16 protein-coding genes and 1 pseudogene are annotated in these 19,271 nt (G+C 57.9%); 13 read left to right on the top strand and 4 right to left on the bottom strand.

Features of this window, described 5'->3' with window-relative positions; translation table 11 throughout:
* The first annotated feature begins 3 nt into the window (after positions 1-3).
* The 3 genes from pdxH to pdxY all read left to right on the top strand — a co-directional run bounded on the left by pdxH (position 4) and on the right by pdxY (position 3,011).
* Positions 4-660 (top strand): pyridoxamine 5'-phosphate oxidase, encoded by a 657-nt coding sequence (pdxH, locus tag ACLI4M_RS21660; RefSeq protein WP_133625061.1) that lies wholly within the window; start codon positions 4-6, stop codon positions 658-660.
* A gap of 134 nt (positions 661-794) precedes the next feature.
* The gene (gene tyrS / locus ACLI4M_RS21655) at positions 795-2,069 is read left to right on the top strand and encodes a tyrosine--tRNA ligase (protein ID WP_048916140.1); all 1,275 of its coding nucleotides are present in this window, start codon (positions 795-797) and stop codon (positions 2,067-2,069) included.
* Positions 2,070-2,150: 81 nt separating this feature from the next.
* Positions 2,151-3,011: a pyridoxal kinase PdxY gene (gene pdxY / locus ACLI4M_RS21650; RefSeq protein ID WP_133623527.1), complete on the top strand. Its 861-nt coding sequence runs from the start codon at positions 2,151-2,153 to the stop codon at positions 3,009-3,011.
* Positions 3,012-3,049: 38 nt separating this feature from the next.
* Here the strand turns inward: pdxY and gstA are convergent, their stop codons facing one another.
* Positions 3,050-3,655 (bottom strand): glutathione transferase GstA, encoded by a 606-nt coding sequence (gene gstA, locus ACLI4M_RS21645; RefSeq protein ID WP_133623528.1) that lies wholly within the window; start codon positions 3,653-3,655, stop codon positions 3,050-3,052.
* Positions 3,656-3,755: 100 nt separating this feature from the next.
* Positions 3,756-4,658 (bottom strand): LysR family transcriptional regulator, encoded by a 903-nt coding sequence (locus ACLI4M_RS21640; RefSeq protein WP_133623529.1) that lies wholly within the window; start codon positions 4,656-4,658, stop codon positions 3,756-3,758.
* A gap of 98 nt (positions 4,659-4,756) precedes the next feature.
* On the opposite strand from ACLI4M_RS21640, the gene ACLI4M_RS21635 reads away from it, so the two are divergent.
* Together ACLI4M_RS21635 and ACLI4M_RS21630 are read left to right on the top strand one after the other, a co-directional pair.
* Positions 4,757-5,374, top strand: a complete 618-nt coding sequence (locus ACLI4M_RS21635; RefSeq protein ID WP_133623530.1) for a glutathione S-transferase — start codon at positions 4,757-4,759, stop codon at positions 5,372-5,374.
* Positions 5,375-5,376: 2 nt separating this feature from the next.
* Positions 5,377-6,270, top strand: coding sequence for a pyridoxamine 5'-phosphate oxidase family protein (locus tag ACLI4M_RS21630; RefSeq protein ID WP_133623531.1), 894 nt, complete (start codon positions 5,377-5,379; stop codon positions 6,268-6,270).
* A 45-nt stretch (positions 6,271-6,315) separates the two neighbouring features.
* Here ACLI4M_RS21630 and dtpA read toward each other — a convergent pair whose 3' ends face one another.
* Positions 6,316-7,809, bottom strand: coding sequence for a dipeptide/tripeptide permease DtpA (dtpA, locus tag ACLI4M_RS21625; RefSeq protein ID WP_133623532.1), 1,494 nt, complete (start codon positions 7,807-7,809; stop codon positions 6,316-6,318).
* 558 nt (positions 7,810-8,367) lie between these two features.
* Here dtpA and betI point away from each other — a divergent pair.
* Genes betI through betA form a run of 3 tightly spaced genes read left to right on the top strand, consistent with a single transcriptional unit; the run spans position 8,368 to position 12,138 of the window.
* Positions 8,368-8,967: a transcriptional regulator BetI gene (gene betI / locus ACLI4M_RS21620; RefSeq protein WP_048916133.1), complete on the top strand. Its 600-nt coding sequence runs from the start codon at positions 8,368-8,370 to the stop codon at positions 8,965-8,967.
* 11 nt (positions 8,968-8,978) lie between these two features.
* Positions 8,979-10,445, top strand: a complete 1,467-nt coding sequence (gene betB / locus ACLI4M_RS21615; RefSeq protein WP_253539251.1) for a betaine-aldehyde dehydrogenase — start codon at positions 8,979-8,981, stop codon at positions 10,443-10,445.
* Between the two features lie 46 nt (positions 10,446-10,491).
* Complete coding sequence (gene betA, locus ACLI4M_RS21610; RefSeq protein WP_048916132.1) at positions 10,492-12,138, top strand: choline dehydrogenase; 1,647 nt, start codon at positions 10,492-10,494, stop codon at positions 12,136-12,138.
* A 114-nt stretch (positions 12,139-12,252) separates the two neighbouring features.
* Here the strand turns inward: betA and ACLI4M_RS21605 are convergent.
* Positions 12,253-12,889: pseudogene (locus ACLI4M_RS21605) on the bottom strand (carbonic anhydrase).
* 527 nt (positions 12,890-13,416) lie between these two features.
* Here ACLI4M_RS21605 and tssB point away from each other — a divergent pair.
* From tssB to ACLI4M_RS21580, 5 genes are read left to right on the top strand one after another with little or no spacing between them, the layout of a single operon-like run.
* Entirely contained in the window at positions 13,417-13,914 is a 498-nt protein-coding gene (gene tssB, locus ACLI4M_RS21600; protein ID WP_133623533.1) for a type VI secretion system contractile sheath small subunit, read from the top strand.
* A 28-nt stretch (positions 13,915-13,942) separates the two neighbouring features.
* Positions 13,943-15,490 carry a type VI secretion system contractile sheath large subunit gene (gene tssC, locus ACLI4M_RS21595; RefSeq protein WP_413449750.1) on the top strand — a complete coding sequence of 516 codons (1,548 nt, stop codon included), beginning with the start codon at positions 13,943-13,945 and terminating at the stop codon, positions 15,488-15,490.
* Between the two features lie 12 nt (positions 15,491-15,502).
* Positions 15,503-16,837 (top strand): type VI secretion system baseplate subunit TssK, encoded by a 1,335-nt coding sequence (gene tssK, locus ACLI4M_RS21590; RefSeq protein ID WP_133623535.1) that lies wholly within the window; start codon positions 15,503-15,505, stop codon positions 16,835-16,837.
* Complete coding sequence (gene tssL / locus ACLI4M_RS21585) at positions 16,834-17,508, top strand: type VI secretion system protein TssL, short form (protein WP_048916127.1); 675 nt, start codon at positions 16,834-16,836, stop codon at positions 17,506-17,508. Before tssK ends, tssL begins: the two co-directional genes overlap by 4 nt.
* The gene (locus ACLI4M_RS21580) at positions 17,505-19,199 is read left to right on the top strand and encodes an OmpA family protein (RefSeq protein ID WP_133623536.1); all 1,695 of its coding nucleotides are present in this window, start codon (positions 17,505-17,507) and stop codon (positions 19,197-19,199) included. The genes tssL and ACLI4M_RS21580 overlap by 4 nt, the downstream gene beginning before the upstream one ends.
* Positions 19,200-19,271: the final 72 nt, after the last annotated feature.

Genomic DNA, 19,271 nt, shown 5'->3' with positions numbered 1-19,271 from the left:
ATGATGACCGACAGCGATCACCTGCAACAAATAGCCCATCTGCGCCGTGAATATACGCGCGGTGGCCTGCGCCGCAAGGATCTTCCTGAAGACCCGTTGAGCCTGTTTGAACACTGGCTTAACCAGGCGGTTGAGGCCCAGCTGCCGGATCCGACGGCCATGAGCGTCGCGACCGTAGACGAGCAGGGCCAGCCCTATCAACGTATCGTGCTGCTTAAGCATTTCGATGCTCAGGGTATGGTGTTTTATACCAATCTGGGGAGCCGCAAAGCGAAGCAGCTGGAAACCAATCCGCGCATCAGCCTGCTGTTCCCATGGCATATGCTGGAGCGCCAGGTGATGGTGCTGGGCAGGGTGGAACGCCTGTCGACGCTGGAAGTGGTGAAGTATTTCCACAGCCGCCCGCGCGACAGCCAGCTCGGTGCCTGGGTGTCAAAGCAGTCGAGCCGCATTTCGGCGCGTGGCGTGCTGGAAGGCAAGTTCCTGGAGCTGAAGCAGAAGTTTCAGCAGGGCGAGATCCCCTTGCCGAGTTTCTGGGGTGGCTACCGCATCAAAATCGACTCAATGGAGTTCTGGCAGGGGGGGGCTCACCGCCTGCATGACAGATTTTTCTACCAGCGCGAAGGCGATGCGTGGAAAATTGACCGCCTGGCACCGTAAACACGAAATAATGCCGCTAAGCGCTGGACCAGCCCGATCCCGCGCTTTATTCTATACCCCTTATTTTTTCTCCGCGTTTCAGCGGAAAGCTGTGTACCAGCCCAGGTGCAGACTTTTTTTACATGGAGTCTTAGATGGCCAGCAGTAACCTGATCAAACAATTGCAAGAGCGGGGCCTTGTTGCCCAGGTAACGGACGAGGAAGCGTTAGCAGAACGACTGGCACAGGGGCCAATCGCTCTCTATTGCGGTTTCGATCCGACTGCCGACAGCTTGCATTTGGGACATCTGGTGCCGTTGCTCTGCCTGAAGCGTTTTCAGGATGCCGGACACAAGCCTGTGGCACTGGTCGGTGGGGCCACCGGTCTGATCGGTGACCCGAGTTTTAAAGCGGCCGAGCGCAAGTTGAACACCAGCGATACCGTGAATGAGTGGGTGGAAAAAATCCGCCACCAGGTAGCACCGTTCCTCGATTTTAACTGCGGTGACAACAGCGCCATTGCGGCCAATAACTATGACTGGTTTGGCGGCATGAACGTGCTGACCTTCCTGCGTGATATCGGCAAGCATTTCTCTGTGAATCAGATGATCAACAAGGAAGCCGTTAAGCAGCGCCTGAACCGCGATGACCAGGGGATCTCCTTCACCGAATTCTCTTACAACCTGCTGCAGGGCTATGACTTTGCCTGCCTGAACGAGCGTCACGGCGTGGCGCTGCAGATTGGGGGTTCCGACCAGTGGGGCAACATTACTTCCGGCATCGACCTGACGCGCCGCCTGCATCAGAATCAGGTCTTTGGCCTGACCGTTCCGCTGATCACCAAGTCAGACGGCACCAAATTTGGCAAGACCGAAGGTGGCGCAGTGTGGCTGGACGCGAAGAAAACCAGCCCGTATAAGTTCTATCAGTTCTGGATCAACACCGCTGACGCTGACGTTTATCGCTTCCTGAAGTTCTTCACCTTTATGAGCATTGACGAGATCAATGCGCTGGAAGAAGAAGACAAAAACAGCGGCAAAGCACCCCGCGCCCAGTATGTCCTGGCCGAGCAGGTCACCAGACTGGTGCACGGCGAAGAGGGCCTGGTGGCGGCTAAACGCATCACCCAAAGCCTGTTCTCCGGCGCACTGAGCGAGCTGACAGAGCAGGATCTGGCGCAGCTGGCGCAGGACGGTATGCCGGGCGTGGAGCTGGAGTCCGGTCAGGATCTGCAGCAGGCGCTGGTTGATTCTGAACTGGCCCCCTCCCGCGGGCAGGCGCGCAAACTGATTGATGCCAAATCCGTCAGCATTAACGGCACGCTGCAGACTAACGCCGAGTATGCGTTTAGCGCTGATGACCGCCTGTTCGATAAGTACACGCTGCTGCGCCGCGGTAAAAAGAACTACAGCTTAATCAGCTGGAAATAATAAAATCGGTCGGGGTTTTGCTCCGTCCCTAAGCCGGTTAACGCCGGCTTTTTTAATGGCAAGAAAGGTCAGGTTAGCGCGATGAAAAACATTCTCTCCATCCAGTCTCATACGGTCTTTGGTCATGCGGGTAACAGCGCAGCAGAATTCCCCATGCGTCGCCTTGGCGCAAACGTTTGGCCGCTGAATACCGTACAGTTCTCCAACCATACTCAGTACGGCCACTGGACCGGTTCCGTGATGCCGGCCAGCCACCTGACGGACATCGCGCGCGGGATTGGTGATATTGACCGCCTGAAAACCTGCAATGCCGTGCTTAGCGGCTATCTTGGTTCCGCCGAGCAGGGCGAAGCTATCCTTGAGATCGTGCGCATGGTGAAAGCCGCCAATCCGGACGCCTGGTATTTCTGTGACCCGGTGATGGGGCATCCGGAGAAAGGCTGTATTGTGGCGCCGGGCGTGGCGGAGTTTCATACTCATGCCTCACTGCCAGCCAGCGACATCATTGCGCCAAACCTGCTGGAGCTGGAAATGCTCAGCGGCCGTCAGGTGGCGGACGTGGCAGAAGCGGTAGCAGCTGCACGCGAACTCATTGCCCGTGGGCCAAAAGTCGTGCTAATCAAGCATCTGGCGCGAGCCGGCTATCGCAGCGATCGCTTTGAAATGCTGCTGGTGACGGTCGATGAAGCCTGGCACATTGCCCGCCCGCTGATCGATTTCGGCGTGCGCCAGCCGGTTGGCGTGGGCGACCTCACCAGCGGGCTGCTGCTGGTCGATCTGCTGCACGGCCTGTCTCTCCAGCAGGCGCTGGAGCACGTGACGGCAGCGGTGTATGAGGTGATGCTGAAAACGCATCAGATGGGCGAGTATGAACTGCAGCTGGTCGCGGCGCAGCAGGCGATTGCCGAGCCGCAGCAGCACTTTGCCGCGGTAAAACTGTAAGAGAAACGGGCAGGGCAGAAATGCGCCTGCCCGTTTTGTTAATTCAAGCCTTCCGCTTTCAGGGCCGCCGCCACCGCAGGCCGCGCCGCAACCCGTTCAAACCACTCGTTAAGTGCAGATAACCCGCTCAGATCCAGCTTGATGGCATGAGCCCAGCGCGTCACGGTAAACAGATAGGCATCGGCGACGGTGAAACGCAGCCCCAACAGCCACTGCTTCTCCTTCAGCTCATTATTCACGTACTGGAATTTCTGCATCAGCTGTTCCCGCGCCAGGTTTTTTACCTCTTCGGGCGTGGTGGGGCGAAACAGCGGGCTGAAGCCTTTATGCAGCTCGGTCGCGATAAAGTTGAGCCACTCCAGGGTGTGGTAACGGGTCAGGCTGCCTGCCGGTGCCAGCAGCTGGCGGTCGGATTTCAGGTCCGCCAGATACTGCACAATCGCCACGCCCTCGGTCAGTACCGACCCGTCATTCAGCTCCAGCGCCGGGACCTGACCCTTCGGGTTGATCAGCAGGTAATCTTCCCCCTGCTCGGTGGTTTTAGCCTTCAGATCGATATTCACCAGCGTAAAATCCAGCCCGGTTTCACGCAGTACAATGTGAGGTGACAGCGAACAGGCTCCGGATTTGCAGTACAGTTTCATTACTTGCTCCTTATCGTCAGTGGCGCAGATCCCTTCAGCTTAACCCTGGCTGGTCAAAAAGCCAGCACAACCTTGAGTGGCCAGGTAAATTAATTGCTGATTATTTAACCCAGTGCAAGCTCTCAATCTCCGGTAGCCTGGTGCGGGCCAGATCCCAGAATGCGCGCACCCGCGCCGGCATATATTTCACATTTTGCGCCACCAGCTGGACCGGAACCGCCGGCGGGCGATATTGCGCCAGCACCTCGCTCAGTACACCCGTTTGCAGGTCGTCATAAACCTGGTAGGAGAACAGACGCGCAATGCCTTTACCTGCGCGGCAAGCGACAAGCTGGGTTTCCACGTCGTTGACCGTCACCCTGGGGGTGATGCGCACGCGTTCCTGCTGGGCCTCGGCGCGAAAACGCCACTCTCTTTGCTGAGCAGGGATCGTCCCTGCAATAAGCGGGTGATCTGCCAGCTGTCCGGGTATTTCAGGCGCACCGTGGGTCGCAATATAGTGCGGGCTGGCGACCAGCACGCGCTGCACGTGGCCGACCTCAGTCGCCACCAGCGAGGAGTCGCGCAGCTGTCCAATTCTGACGGCCATATCCAGCCCCTGCTCAATCAAGTCCTGGTAACTGTCACTCAGCATCAGCTCAATCTGGATATCGGGATAGATCGCCATAAAATCCAGCAGCAGCGGCGCAATATGCTTACGGCCAAACATCACGGGCGCGGTTAAACGCAGCTTACCGCTCAGCTGATTGCGGGTGGTGCTTTCTAAGACCTGCTGATAATCCTCCAGCAGCACGGTTGCACGCTCATACAGGGCTATCCCGGCTGGAGTCGGCGACAGACGCCGGGTGGAGCGTTCAATCAGGCTGAGGGCAAAACGGCTCTCCAGCGCCGCCAGCGTGCGCGTAATCGCCGGAGCAGAGCGCTGTAATTTGCGTGCGGCGGCGGCCAGGCTGCCCTGCTGCACCACGGCAACAAACACCGCCAGCTCGTCCAGTTTATCCATCACTGTTCCACTTTTCGTAATTATGAATTGTTATTTTTGCCCGTTTACGCCGATTTCAGCAAGAGTAAGCTTAATCAATTCAAACTGAGGAGATGACAATGACAGGCTTAACTTTATATGGCAGCGAACTATCCGGGCACGTTCATCGCGTCAAACTGCTGCTGAGTATGCTGAACCTCTCTGCGGACTGGGTAGAAGCCGATGCTGGCTACAGGCAAAGCGCGCAGTTCATCGCGCTTAACCCGCTGGGCCAGATCCCGGTGCTGGTGGAGGGTGAGACGGTGATTACCGACAGTAATGCCATTATGATCTGGCTGGTAAAACGCTATGCCCCCGCAAGCGGCTGGCTGCCGCAGGAGTTGTCGCAGGAGGTGGCGGTGCATCAGTGGCTGGCAAAAGCGGCTGGCGAGATCCGCTACGGCGTGGCGTCGGCTCGCCTGATTAAGCAGTTTGGCGTGGCGGAAAACTACGACTCAGCGCGGGCGGTGGCGGCAAAATTCTTACCCCAGCTGGAAGCGCACCTGAGCAGCAGGCAATGGCTGGTCGCTGAGCGTGCAACCATTGCCGATCTCGCCTGCTATGCCTATATCGCCCGTGCGCCAGAAGGGGGCATTTCGCTGCGTCACTATCCCGCAATCCAGCGCTGGCTTCAGCGTATTGAAGCGCTGCCGGGCTTTATCGCACTCCCGGCACTGCCGCTGCCGGCGGAGGAGTGAATATGTTCCATCGGGGGGAGCAGCAGGCGCAGGAAAAGGCCGGGTATCAGCGGGTGAAAGCGGCGATCTACCCGACGATGCCGGAGCAACATCGCCTGTTTTATCAGGGGCTGCAGACCTTTTACCTCACCTTTGCGGGTGCTGACGGTTATCCGGTTGCCGCGCTGATTCAGGGGGCTCCGGGGTTTATTGCCACCCCGGATGAACAGCATTTGGATATTTCGCGCAGCGCGCTGCATAACTGGCCGTATCTGCCCGCTATCCAGCCCGGCATGCCGTTTGGCGGGCTGGGCATCGACCTGTCTAACCGGCGGCGAAATCGCGTCAACGGGGTGGTTGAGCGTATTGACCAGCACAGCATGCGCATTCGCGTGCAGGAGAGCTTTGGTAACTGTCCGCAGTATATTCAGCGACGGGTGCTGCCACCCCCTGACAGCAGGCGTCAGCCAGGGGTGGAGCCTCTTGCCGCGCTGGATGCCGATGCACGCTATCTGATCGCCGCTGCCGACACCTTTTTTGTCGCCAGCCACGTCAGGCGCGCAGGTGGGGTGGGCGGCGCGGATATTTCCCATCGTGGAGGAGTGCCGGGATTCATAACCCTCAGCGGAGGTAAGCTGCTGATCCCGGACTACAGCGGCAATCGCTATATGAATACGCTGGGTAACATACTGCTGGAGCCGCGCGTGGCGCTACTGGTTATGGACTTTCAGCAGGGAGCGGCGCTGCATATACAGGGGCGGGCGGAAGTGTTGTGGCAGCGGCCGGGGGAGGGGCGGGTAGAACGCTTCTGGACGCTGGCACCGCAGCGCATCCTGCGCCTGCGTCAGCTGCTGCCCGCGGCAGGGTTGAGCGTGGAATATGCGGATTCTTCGCTTGCAGCGGGCGACGAGCAATAAAAAAGGGCGACATTGCTGCCGCCCCGATCATTACCGCGTCAGCCGTCAGGCTTTCACTTTCTGAGGAACCGGCTGTTCATCCTGCGTCATACGATTCAGCAGCGGAGCAACCAGAATCATCAGTACGGCAATCACGCCGGTGGTGATACCAATTTTCAGGAACACATCGCCATAGACGTGCAGCGACAGCAGCGGGTCGGTAATGTTTTCCGGCACCGCCATCAGGTTTGCCACTTTACCGGCCACCATCGCTGCGCCCGCGGTGGTCAGGAACCATGAGCCCATGATGAAGCCCATCAGGCGCTGCGGCACCAGCTGTGCCACCATTGCCAGGCCGAGACCCGAAATCATCAGCTCGCCCACGCTCTGCAGGGCATAGCTGAGGATCAGCCAGTTAACCGACACGATGCCCAACTGGTTAGCGAATGACGCGCCCAGCGGCAGCACCAGGAAGGCGGCAGAGCAAAGCACCATACCCAGCGCAAACTTGTGCGGCATCGGCAGGCGGTCACCCATTTTGTTATAGATTGCGGCCAGCAGCGGGCTGAAAATCATAATCCAGAACGGGTTCAGCGCCTGGAACTGCTCCGGCTGGAAAGTAATACCCAGAATGCTGTGCTCAACGTTGCGAATCGCAAAGAAGTTCAGCGAGGTTGGCATCTGCATATACAGCACGAAGAAGACAATCGCCTGCACCATAAGTAGGAAAGCAACAATCATCTTACGGCGCGCGGCACCCTGCAGAGCAAAGGCCTCTTTAGCGAACACCAGTACGATACCAACCGCAATCACCGCCAGCACCAGGCGGGCAATCTCCTGGTTGTGCAGCAGCCAGGTAGCCACGGCGATCATGACGGCAATACCGACCAGCGTCGCCAGCAGTTTACCGACGTTCAGCGGGGCAAAGTCTGCTTTGGAGCCGTAGTTTTTCACCCACTTACGGAAGAACATAAAGTTCACCAGGGTGATCAGCATCCCGACAAATGACAGCGCGAAGGCGGTGCTCCAGCCATATTTATCGGCCAGCCACGGCGTAGCCAGCATAGAGAAGAAGGAACCGATGTTGATCGCCATATAGTACATGGTGAAAGCGCCATCGAGACGCGGGTCATCTTTTTCGTAGCAGGTCGAGAGCAGTGAAGAGGGGTTAGCTTTAAACAGGCCGTTACCGACGGCGATAGTCGCCATCCCGATGTACACCATCGCCTCGTCATGGCCCGACCACGCGACCAGCGCATAGCCCAGCGCCAGTACCAGCGTACCCAGTACGATAACGCGCTTGGTCCCCAGCACTTTATCACCCAGCCAGCCGCCCACGGCCACCAGGCCATAGACCAGCGCACTGAAGGAAGCGAACAGGGTGATCGACTGTGCTTCGGACATGCCCAGCTGTTTCACCAGGTAGACCGCCATAATCCCCTGTAGTCCGTAATAGCCGAAACGTTCCCATAATTCGATAGAGAAGATCAGATAAAACGCTTTAGGTTGTTTGAAAGCGTTGAGGCTTGGTGCCTCGGGTTGTTTGTTTGCAGTTGACACTTGTACCTCTGAATTCTTGACCTGTTTTGTGGCAGGAATTAAGTCGACGCAACGCGGGACGTACGCTCGTCTTATAGTTATAGAAGTTGAAAAACGCCGGATAATTTCGCCGATCGAACCCACAGAGGCAAGTTTTTTTTCATCACCGTCATCGCGCATTTTTATAGCGATAACTGAGTGGTTTTTGTTATTCAATAGTTAAATATGCTGTTTTACAACAAGTAACCAACCTAAGTGAGGGTGAGTGGCGTGAAATTTGTTCATTATGCAGATAATTTCGCTAGCGCCTTCGTGTATGGCGACATCTGCTGCACAAAGGTTTATCGATGGGTATTTATGCTAACTGAAGATCTAAAAACAGTGGTTATTCATAGTGCTAGCAAGATGAAGCAGGCGGAATTCATGCTAAACCCACTTTGAGTGATGTAGGTCACAAAAATAGCGATAATTTTTGATCTAAAAAAACGCCTCAACCACATTAAAGGTTTTTATTGATTGAACGTTCAATATAAAACGTCTACAATTACTCTCATTCAATAGCCAAAACCGATGAAGCCGATGCCAAAAATAGGAATGAAGGCGATCCGTCAGGCGCAGTTAATCAATGCCACTCTGACAGTGATAGACCGGGTTGGGCTGGCAGATGCCAGCCTGGCGCTAATAGCGAAAGAGGCTGGGGTATCAACCGGCATTGTCAGCCACTACTTTGGTGACAAAAACGGTCTGTTATATGCCTGTATGCGCCAGATAATGTCAGACCTGTACAAGGCGCTTGAGCGCCACCGGGCTGATGCACAGGCGGACCCTCAGGCGCAAATTACGGCTATCATCAACGGCAATTTTGACGTAGCAGATATCACCTCGCCGGTGCTGAAAACCTGGCTGGTGTTCTGGACTAACAGTTTACATCAGCCCAATCTGCATCGTCTGCAGCGCATTAACGACCGCCGTCTTTATTCCAACCTGACGGCACATTTCAGTCGCGTGCTGCCGAAAGAGCAGGCGCGTGCCGCCGGAGCCAGCATGGCCGCACTTATTGACGGTACATGGTTACGGATGACGCTGACTTCTCAGCCGATGGAACAGGGCCTGGAGCAGGCTCGTTCACTCTGCTATCAAAATTTAGCGCTGTGGTTAACCAGCGCACCCACCCCTTAAAAGGAGGAGACATGGCCGAGTTGCAACGCCGTGGTTTATACATCAACGGACGCGAAGTGTCCGGAACGGGCGAAACATTCACCACCATCAATCCTGCCAACGGTGAAGTGCTGGCAGAAATTTCAGGCGCCAGCCAGCAGGATATCGATGCTGCCGTTGCCTCTGCGCACGCAGGGCAAAAAATCTGGCGCAGCTACACTCCGGTGGAACGCAGCCGCGTGCTGCTGAAAGCGGTTGAAATCCTGCGCGAGCGCAATCAGTCGCTGGCCGAGCTGGAAACCGCCGATACCGGCAAGCCAATCAGCGAAACGGCCGCGGTCGACATCGTTACCGGGGCAGACGTGCTGGAGTATTACGCCGGGCTGGCGGTGGCCGTTGAAGGCCAGTCAATCCCGCTGCGTGACACTGCACTGGTTTACACCCGCCGCGAACCCCTCGGCGTCTGCGCCGGTATCGGCGCGTGGAACTACCCGATTCAAATTGCCATGTGGAAAAGCGCCCCGGCGCTCGCCACCGGTAACGCAATGGTATTCAAACCCAGCGAAGTGACCCCGCTGAGCGCACTGGAACTGGCAAAAATCTTCACCGAAGCCGGTCTGCCGGATGGCGTGTTCAACGTGGTGCAGGGTGCGGGAACCGTCGGTCAGGGTCTGAGCCAGCATCCGCAGATCGCCAAAGTCTCTTTCACCGGGGAAGTCAATACCGGCAAGCGCGTGATGGCCGATGCGGCCTTAGCCAACCTGAAATCCGTCACTATGGAGCTGGGCGGCAAGTCACCGCTGGTGGTGTTTGACGATGCCGATCTGGAACGTGCCGTTGACGGTGCGATGATGGCCAACTTCTACAGCAGCGGCCAGGTGTGCACTAACGGCACCCGCGTTTTCGTGCAGCGCTCACTGCTGCCAGCGTTCGAGCAGCGCCTCAAAGAGAAAATGGCCGGAATTCACTGCGGCGATCCAACCGATCCGGCGGTGAACTTCGGTCCACTGGTCAGCGAAGAACACTGCCAGAAAGTGGTCTCCTACCTTGAGATTGGTAAGCAAGAGGGCGCACGCCTGCTGGCGGGCGGCTCGCGTATCAGCGAAGGCCCACTGGCGAAAGGGTGCTACGTGCAGCCAACGGTGTTTACCGACTGTAGCGATGAGATGCGTATTGTGCGTGAAGAGATCTTCGGGCCGGTAATGAGCATTCTTGCCTTCGACAGCGAAGACGAAGTTATCGCCCGCGCCAACAATACCGAGTACGGTCTGGCCGCAGGGGTGTTTACCACCTCACTGAATCGGGCACACCGCGTGATCCACCAGCTGGAAGCCGGCATCTGCTGGGTAAACAGCTGGGGTGAATCACCTGCGCCGATGCCGGTGGGGGGTTACAAGCAGTCGGGCGTCGGGCGTGAGAACGGCCTGGAAACGCTGCACCACTACACGCGTACTAAATCGATTCTGATTGAGATGGGCGACTATCCATCCGCATTCTGATTTTTCGCCGCGGCGTACGCGTCGCGGCACTCTTACCGGAGGTTTAATGCAGAAATTTGACTATATCATTATTGGTGCAGGTTCAGCGGGCAACGTGCTGGCAACGCGACTGACTGAGGATGCTGACGTATCGGTACTGTTACTGGAAGCAGGCGGCAAAGACCACCGCTGGGACTTCCGTACCCAAATGCCAGCCGCTTTGGCTTACCCGCTGCAGGGTAAACGCTATAACTGGGCGTTCGAGACCGATCCCGAGCCGCATATGGGCAACCGCCGCATGGAGTGTGGCCGCGGCAAAGGCCTGGGCGGCTCATCCCTGATCAACGGCATGTGCTACATTCGCGGCAATGCGATGGACTATGACAACTGGGCGAGCAAGCCCGGGCTGGAAAACTGGTCCTATCTCAACTGTCTGCCCTATTTCCGCCGCGCTGAGAAGCGCGACATTGGTGAAAATGACTGGCACGGTGGTGAAGGCTACCTCAGCGTCACCACGCCGAAAAAGGGCAATAACCCGCTGTTCCGCGCCTTTATTGATGCCGCGCAGCAGGCAGGGCACGCTGAGACCGATGACCTTAACGGCTACCGTCAGGACGGCTTTGGCCCGATGGATCGTACCGTCACGCCGCAGGGCCGCCGCTCCAGCACCGCGCGCGGCTACCTCGATGTCGCGAAACAGCGCCCGAACCTGACCATCATTACCCATGCACAGACCGACCGCATTCTGTTTAGTGGTAAAACCGCCACTGGCGTCACCTGGTTGCGTAACGGTAAACAGGAACAGGCCGAAGCGGCGCGTGAAGTGCTGCTGTGCGCCGGGGCGATTAACTCACCGCAGATCCTGCAGCGCTCCGGCGTTGGCCCGGAAGAGTGGCTGCGCGAGCTGGATATTGATGTGGTGCATGCCCTGCCGGGCGTAGGTCGCAACCTGCAGGACCACCTGGAAGTCTATATGCAGTACAGCTGCAAAAAGCCGGTCAGCCTCTATCCGGCGCTGCAGTGGTGGAACCAGCCGGCTATCGGCGCAGAGTGGCTGTTTAACGGCACCGGCACCGGCGCCAGCAACCAGTTTGAAGCGGGTGGATTTATCCGCAGCGATGACCAGCCTGACTGGCCGGATCTGCAGTATCACTTCCTGCCGGTGGCGATCAATTACAACGGCAGCAGCCCGGTGAAGCAGCACGGTTTCCAGGCGCACGTCGGCCCAATGCGCTCCATGAGCCGTGGTCGCATCAAGCTGACCTCTAAGCACCCCTATGCCGCACCGTCGATCTTCTTCAACTATATGTCCGAAGAGCGCGACTGGGTGGAGTTCCGCAATGCGGTTCGCCTGACGCGGGAAATCATGCGCCAGCCAGCGCTGGCAGAATACTGCGGTGAAGAGCTACAGCCGGGTATTAACGTGCAGAGCGACGAAGAAATTGATGCATTTATCCGCGAACATGCGGAAACGGCCTACCACCCTTGCGGAAGTTGCGCGATGGGTAACGACGAGATGGCGGTGGTGGATGCAGAAGGGCGCGTACACGGTATGAACCAGCTGCGCGTGGTGGATGCGTCAATTATGCCGCAGATTACCACCGGCAACCTGAATGCGCCGACGGTGATGATTGCCGAGAAAATCTCCGATGCCATTCGCGGCAAAGCACCACTGCCGCTGTCAACGGCGGAGTATTATAAGCTGACTCGCTAGCCTTACTGTAGGGGCCGATCATCTTTTTCGATCGGCCCGCGCAATCGTAAAAAAAGGGCGGACCAAAAAGCGGTCCGCCACTACGTCTACAGGGCCGATCGGCCCTGTTCGCGTTTACTCGAAACAGACGCCCGGGTTTTCCGACAACAACACAAACTTCTTGCTGTCTTTATCCAGCGCGCGGATCACACCGCTCTCAATGTCATACACCCAGCCATGCAGGCGCAGTGCATTATTACGCAGGCCCACCGCCACGGAAGGGTGCGTTTTCATATTGTTCAGCTGCGCAATCACGTTCTCCTGCACCATGGCATTCAATTTTTCTTCTTCGCTGCTGTAACTCTTTTTCTCAACCACCGCTTTTGCTGCATCAGCGTATCGCAACCAGTGCGCGACCGCAGGCATCGGGTCCAGACACTGGCAGGAAGCGATAGCCTTCATGGCGCCGCAGTTAGAGTGGCCACAGATCACAATATCCGTTACGCCCAGTGCAACGACCGCGTACTCGATAGTCGCGGAAACCCCGCCTGGCTCTGGGCCAAATGACGGAACGATATTTCCGGCATTACGGATCACGAAGAGCTGTCCTGGGTCCTGCTGAGTGACCAGTTCCGGTACCGAGACGGCTATCGGAGCAGGAAATAAACAACGCTTTGGGATTCTGGCTGGAGGCAAGAGTGCGAAATAACTCTTTCTGCTGCGGGAAAACCTCTTTCTGGAAGTTTAAAAAACCTTCAATGATGTGCTGCATAGCGAACTCTCTATTCTGGATCATGGCCGGATAGCAGGTGAAGCCGGTCGCATAATGAGGATAAAAGACAGGTCTAAAGCAAGGAATACCGGGCGGTTAGCCCGACATCCATTTTAGCATCAGACGGCCTAAGTGTAATCCTGGATCTGCTGACGTCACGCGGCAGGTTTCCTACAGATTTTTCATCCATTTCCAGCGGTAGAAATACGGCCGAGGGGTTAGTGAGATATCTAACAGTTTTTTATTGGAACAGTTAATAAAAGCGAATCATTTTGAGGTGGGGTAAAAAGGGGGGTATAAGCTTTTTTCATGTTTTTCTGAGTTTTCATTAGGAATGCTCTGAATTGTCATTCACGATTTCAATCAGTGACTTAACTAAAATAACAAGAAAATTCCTATATAAATCAGATCACAAAAACAGGGTTAGCATATTGCCCTTTCTCAGATGAGTGCTATATAGTCGCTTTTGTTCACACATGGAAAGTGTGCTTACCTGCGCTTTCCACGGCATGTTTAAAGGAACTAATATGAGCAACTCTTATCAGAACGAAATCCCTAAAGCGCGTGTAAATATCAAGCTTGACCTGCACACGGGTAATGCCAGTAAGAAAATGGAGCTGCCGCTGAAGCTGCTGGTCACCGGCGACTTCAGCAACGGTCAGGAGCAGCGCGTGCTGTCCGAGCGTGAGAAAGTCAACGTTAACAAAAACAACTTCGATAGCGTGCTGGCGGAGTTCTCCCCATCGTTAAACATCTCGGTTGAAAACACCCTGGCCGGTGACGGCAGCGAAGAGAACGTCAAACTGACCTTCAGCAACATGAAGGACTTCACGCCGGAGCAGGTCGCCCGTCAGATCCCTCAGCTTAAAGCCATGCTGGCAATGCGCAACCTGCTGCGCGACCTCAAAGCCAACCTGCTGGATAACGTCACCTTCCGCAAAGAGCTGGAAACCATCCTGAAAAACCCGGCACTCAGTGATGAGCTGCGTAGCGAACTGTCCGCTCTGGCGCCTGAAAAAGCCTGATCCCCCTTCACGGAACGATATAGAGAGAATGCTGATGTCTGTGCAAAATGAAATTTCCTCTGCCGGTGCAAGCACCGTGCTGGATCGCCCGGCTGCGGGCGGCGTTTACGCTTCACTGTTTGAAAAAATCAACCTCAGCCCGGTGTCGCACCTCAGCGAGCTGGATATCTGGCAGGACAGCCAGGCGATGTCCGACGCCAGCGTCGACGAGCGCGTGACCGCGGCGATGAAGGTGCTGGTCGAGTGTCTGAACCAGTCCGGTTCGAAAGTGGAGAAGCTGGATAAAACCCTGCTGGACCACCATATCGCGCAGCTGGACGAGCAGATCAGCCGTCAGCTCGACGCGGTGATGCACCACGATGCTTTCCAGCAGGTGGAATCCCTGTGGCGCGGCCTGAAGTCGCTGGTGGACAAAACCGACTTCCGCCAGAACGTGAAAATCGAAGTGCTGGACCTGTCGAAAGAGGATCTGCGCCAGGACTTCGAAGACTCGCCGGAAATCATTCAGAGCGGCCTGTACGCGCACACCTACATCGCCGAATACGACACTCCGGGCGGCGAGCCGATTGGCGCGCTGATCTCCTCTTATGAGTTCGACGCCTCGGCGCAGGACGTGGCGCTGCTGCGCAACATCTCCAAAGTGGCGGCCTCAGCGCATATGCCGTTTATCGGCTCAGCCGGCCCGCAGTTCTTCCTGAAGGACAACATGGAAGAGGTGGCGGCAATCAAAGATATCGGCAACTACTTCGACCGCGCCGAGTACATCAAGTGGAAGTCATTCCGCGAAACCGACGATTCGCGCTATATCGGCCTGGTGATGCCGCGCGTGCTCGGCCGTCTGCCGTACGGCCCGGATACCGTGCCGGTGCGCAGCTTCAACTACGTTGAAGAGGTGAAAGGCCCGGACCACGACAAATACCTGTGGACCAACGCCTCGTTTGCCTTCGCTGCCAACATGGTGAAAAGCTTTATCAACAACGGCTGGTGCGTGCAAATCCGCGGCCCGCAGGCCGGCGGTGCAGTGCAGGATCTGCCAATTCACCTTTACGACCTCGGCACCGGCAACCAGGTGAAGATCCCGTTTGAGGTGATGATCCCGGAGACCCGCGAATTTGAGTTCGCCAACCTCGGCTTTATCCCGCTGTCGTACTATAAAAACCGCGATTACTCGTGCTTCTTCTCCGCCAACTCGACGCAGAAGCCGGCGCTGTACGACACCGCCGATGCAACGGCGAATAGCCGCATCAACTCGCGCCTGCCTTACATCTTCCTGCTGTCGCGCATTGCGCACTACCTGAAGCTTATCCAGCGTGAAAATATCGGCACCACCAAGGACCGCCGCCTGCTGGAGCTGGAGCTGAATACCTGGGTGCGCGGCCTGGTCACGGAAATGACCGATCCGGGCGACGAGCTGCAGGCTTCGCACCCGCTGCGCGATGCCAAAGTGATTGTCGAAGATATCGAAGACAACCCGGGCTTCTTCCGCGTCAGGCTGTTCGCTATCCCGCACTTCCAGGTGGAAGGGATGGACGTCAACCTCTCTCTGGTTTCCCAGATGCCGAAAGCGAAAGCATAAGGCGGAGGCTGGATGAAAACGGAACAACCGCTGTGGGGGCGGGGCGTGATGGTCTCGCCACAGCACTTCCAGCAGCAGGCCGCGTATGCGGCCTGGTCAACGGAATGCATTGCACAAATGGGGCTGAATCATCCCTGGGGCGTGATCCGTGCCGAGTTCGAAGCGGATGCCCTGAAGCTGGGGCGTTTGCAGGCGCGTCATCTGCACGTGCGCTTTCAGGACGGCACGCTGATCGACACCAACAACGGTGACGATCTGCCGCCGGTGATGATGCCTGAAGGGCAAGACGTAGTGGTGGTGCTGGCACTGCCGCTGCTGAGGGCCAACGGCGGCAACTGCTTGCAGCCGGACGACATTGCCGAGCGCCCGGTGCGCTATCGCCAGCGCTGGCGCGACATCCGCAACCAGTTTGGTGACGACACGCGCCAGATTGCGGTGATCAAACCCGAGCTGACGCTGCGTTTTTCCCATCAGAACAATGGCGACTACCTGGTATGCCCGGTGGCGCGTCTCAGGCAGGACAGTCAGGGTAGCTGGACGCAGGATGAAACTTTTCTGCCGCCATTGCTGAGCGTGCAGAGCAGCCAGTGGCTGCTGACCCAGCTTGAACAGCTGATGACGCAGCTGCGCGCGCGCCTCAGCCGCCTGATGGCGATGCGGCGCGAGAGCAACGAACGCATGGCCGATTTTGCCGTGGCGGATGTGTCGTTGTTCTGGCTGCTCAATGCGCTGAACAGCGCGGAGCCGGTACTGGGCCAGTTCCTGCGATTTCCGCAAAGTGCGCCGGAGCGGTTATATCCGGAGCTTGCCCGTCTGGCTGGCAGCCTGCTGACCTTCTCCCTGGAGCATCAGGTCAGCGCGATCCCTGCGTATCAGCATGCTGAACTTAACCATGTATTCCCGGCGCTGTTCGATCTGCTCAGCGATCTGCTGGAAGCCAGCCTGCCATCACGCGTGGTGTCGATAGCACTTGAGCACGACAAGCGCCTGCATCAGTGGCTGGCTCGTCTGCAGGAGCCGCGCCTGCGCGAGGATGCCGATTTCTACCTTTCGGTCCGCTCCCCGCTGCCGGTGGTACAGCTGCAGGAGCAATTCCCGCGCCAGTGCAAAGTCGGCAGCCCGGATTACGTCACGGGCCTGGTGAATTCGTCGCAGCAGGGGATACCGCTGAAGTCGCTACGCCACGTACCCGCCGCGATCCCGCTGCGGCTGGAAAATCAGTATTTTGCCCTCGACCTGTCGCATCCGGCGGCCCGCGAGATGCTGGAATCCGGCAGCTGCATGTTTTACGTACCGGGCATGCTCGGTGAACCTGAACTTGAACTGTTTGCGGTGCTGAGAACATGAGCCAGAAAAACGAGTGTGATATTGACGCGCTGCTGCAAAACAGCTGGCTGCAGGTTATCAGCCTGCGCCACGGCGCAAAGATCAAGGATGGAGAAGGTCAGCAGTTATGGCAGCGCTGCGTCGCAGAAGTGGAGAAGGTTCAGCAGGCGCTTAAAGACGCGGGCTACGATGCCCAACAGAGTAAGGATGTTCTCTATGCCCAGTGCGCGCTGATCGATGAAGTGGTTAAGGGGCGCGGCGAGCAGGATGACGCTTACGTCCAGTGGCTTCACCTGCCTCTGCAGGGGCATTTCCTCGGCACCGTTGATGCCGGTGACATGCTCTGCGAGCGCATGCGTGAGGTGCTGCGCGAGCCAGCGCCGGAACCGCTCGTTGTGACCTGCTTCCAGCGGGTGATGTTGCTGGGCTTCCTCGGCGGCTATCGTTCAGTCAACGATCCGCAGCGGGAAAAGCTGGTCGCCGCGTTAAATGCGCAGGTTTCACCCTTCAGCGGGCCGCAGGCGCAGGCCGTACTGGCCGAAAACAACGCGGGATTGGGCTTCAGCGGCTGGCTATCCAGCTGGCCGTTGCGAATCGGCTTCTCCGTGCTGTTACTTGCCGCCGTCTGGTGGGGGCTGAATCACTGGTTGAGCAGCCTGGTGGCTTCGCTGCTGCCGGGAGTGGTTCAGTGAGCCCTGCGTTACAGCGCGCGCTGGCGCTGTGGGTTGTCCTGCTGGTCGCCGTGCTGCTGCTGCCGCTGCCTCATTTAGCTACCGTGCTCATACTGCTGGCCGCTCTGGTGCTGCTGGCCGGGGTGATGGCCGTTACCCGCCGTCCCGCCGGGCCTCAAGCCGGGCTGTGTGCGGATGACCTGCCGGATGTCGCTTACCGTCAGCCGGTGGTGCTGGTCTGCGGCGACAGCGCGCATGCCTGGCCGGAAGGATCGGCGGTACTGACCGTGCCGCACGGCTGCTGGGTGCGGGTGGCCGATCATCAGGCGCTGGACGTGGTAGCGCGCCAGCTGCTGTCGCTGCGCCGGGAGTGGGGACATCAGCTGTCGGTGATGATCAGCGTCTGTCCTCAGCAGCATCAGGACAGTGACACGCTGGCCAGCCGCCTGCTGGCACTGCGCTGGCAGATTGGCCAGCTGCGGCGTGAAACCGGCTATTCACTGCCGCTGGTACTGAATGCTCAGGTGGGCAGTGCGCTGGTCAGCGAGTCTCTCTGGCAGGTGCGGCTGGCCGGTGAACCCGTCAGCGTATGGTCCGATAGCGCAAAACCCACCCCTCCTGAGTGCTGGCTGGCCGCGGGCGGCGGCATCGCATTACAGCAGCAGGTGCTGATCAACAGCCTGACGGAGTGGTTTCAGCAGGAAGTGATTCGCGTGTTAACCGACAGTCACCCGGATATGCCTGCCGCCACCCCCGCAGGCATGGTCTGGGGGCTGAGTGCTTCACTTGACGGGGCATTAGCCACTTCTCTCTGGACGCGCTGGCTGCAGCAGCACACGGCGCTGGTACAGGTAGCAGGATGGTTTGCGCCAGAGGTTGCGGAGTCTCCGCTGCCGTCAATGCTGCCGGAGTTTGTTCTGCAACTGCTGCCCGCAGGGCATGGCCTGACCCCGCGCCAGCGCACCTGGCGTGGTGCGCTATGGCTGGCGTTGACGGTTGGAATTGTCGCACTGTGCTGCAGCGCCTGGAATAACCATCGGCTGCTTCAGCGGGTCTCCTTTGATATTGCCCATTACGCGCGTATCGCCATGAATGATTACGCCATGAAAGCGGCAGCGGTCAATGTACTGCGTCGCGATGCCCGCGAGCTGGATGAGCATGCCCGCAACGGCGCACCTCTGCGGCTGGGTTTAGGCCTGTATCAGGGGGGGCATCTGCGCCTGCCGCTGCTGGATGCGATTCGTTCGTATATTCCGCCCCCGCCGCCCCCGCCAGAGGTGGTGAAGGAAGCGCCAAAAACCGTGCGCCTCGACAGCCTGTCGCTGTTTGCCTCCGGCAAGTCCGTGCTCAAACCCGGCTCGCTAAAGATGCTGGTTAACGCGCTGGTGGATATTAAGGCCCGGCCGGGCTGGCTGATAGTGGTCGCCGGCCACACCGACAGCACCGGCAATGCGCAGGCCAATCAGCAGCTGTCGCTGAAGCGCGCTGAAGCGCTGCGCGACTGGATGCTTTCAACCAGCGACGTCTCGCCGACCTGCTTTGCGGTGCAGGGCTTTGGCGCAAGCCGCCCGATGGCGACTAACGATACCCCGGAAGGTCGTGCGTTAAACCGCCGGGTCGAAATCAGTCTGGTGCCGCAGGCGGATGCCTGTCTGGCAGCAGCAACCCGAACGTCATCACAGGATGATGACACAACAGTAAGCCCTAAATAATTCCTGTTGCATCGCGGCGGCAACTGAGGGAATCCCCGGGAGCATAGTTCACTATGTGACCGGGGTGAACGA

It is taken from the genome of Erwinia sp. LJJL01, from assembly GCF_047300805.2.
GTDB classification, from domain to species: domain Bacteria; phylum Pseudomonadota; class Gammaproteobacteria; order Enterobacterales; family Enterobacteriaceae; genus Erwinia; species Erwinia aphidicola.
This window is presented reverse-complemented; position numbering and strand designations above follow the sequence as displayed.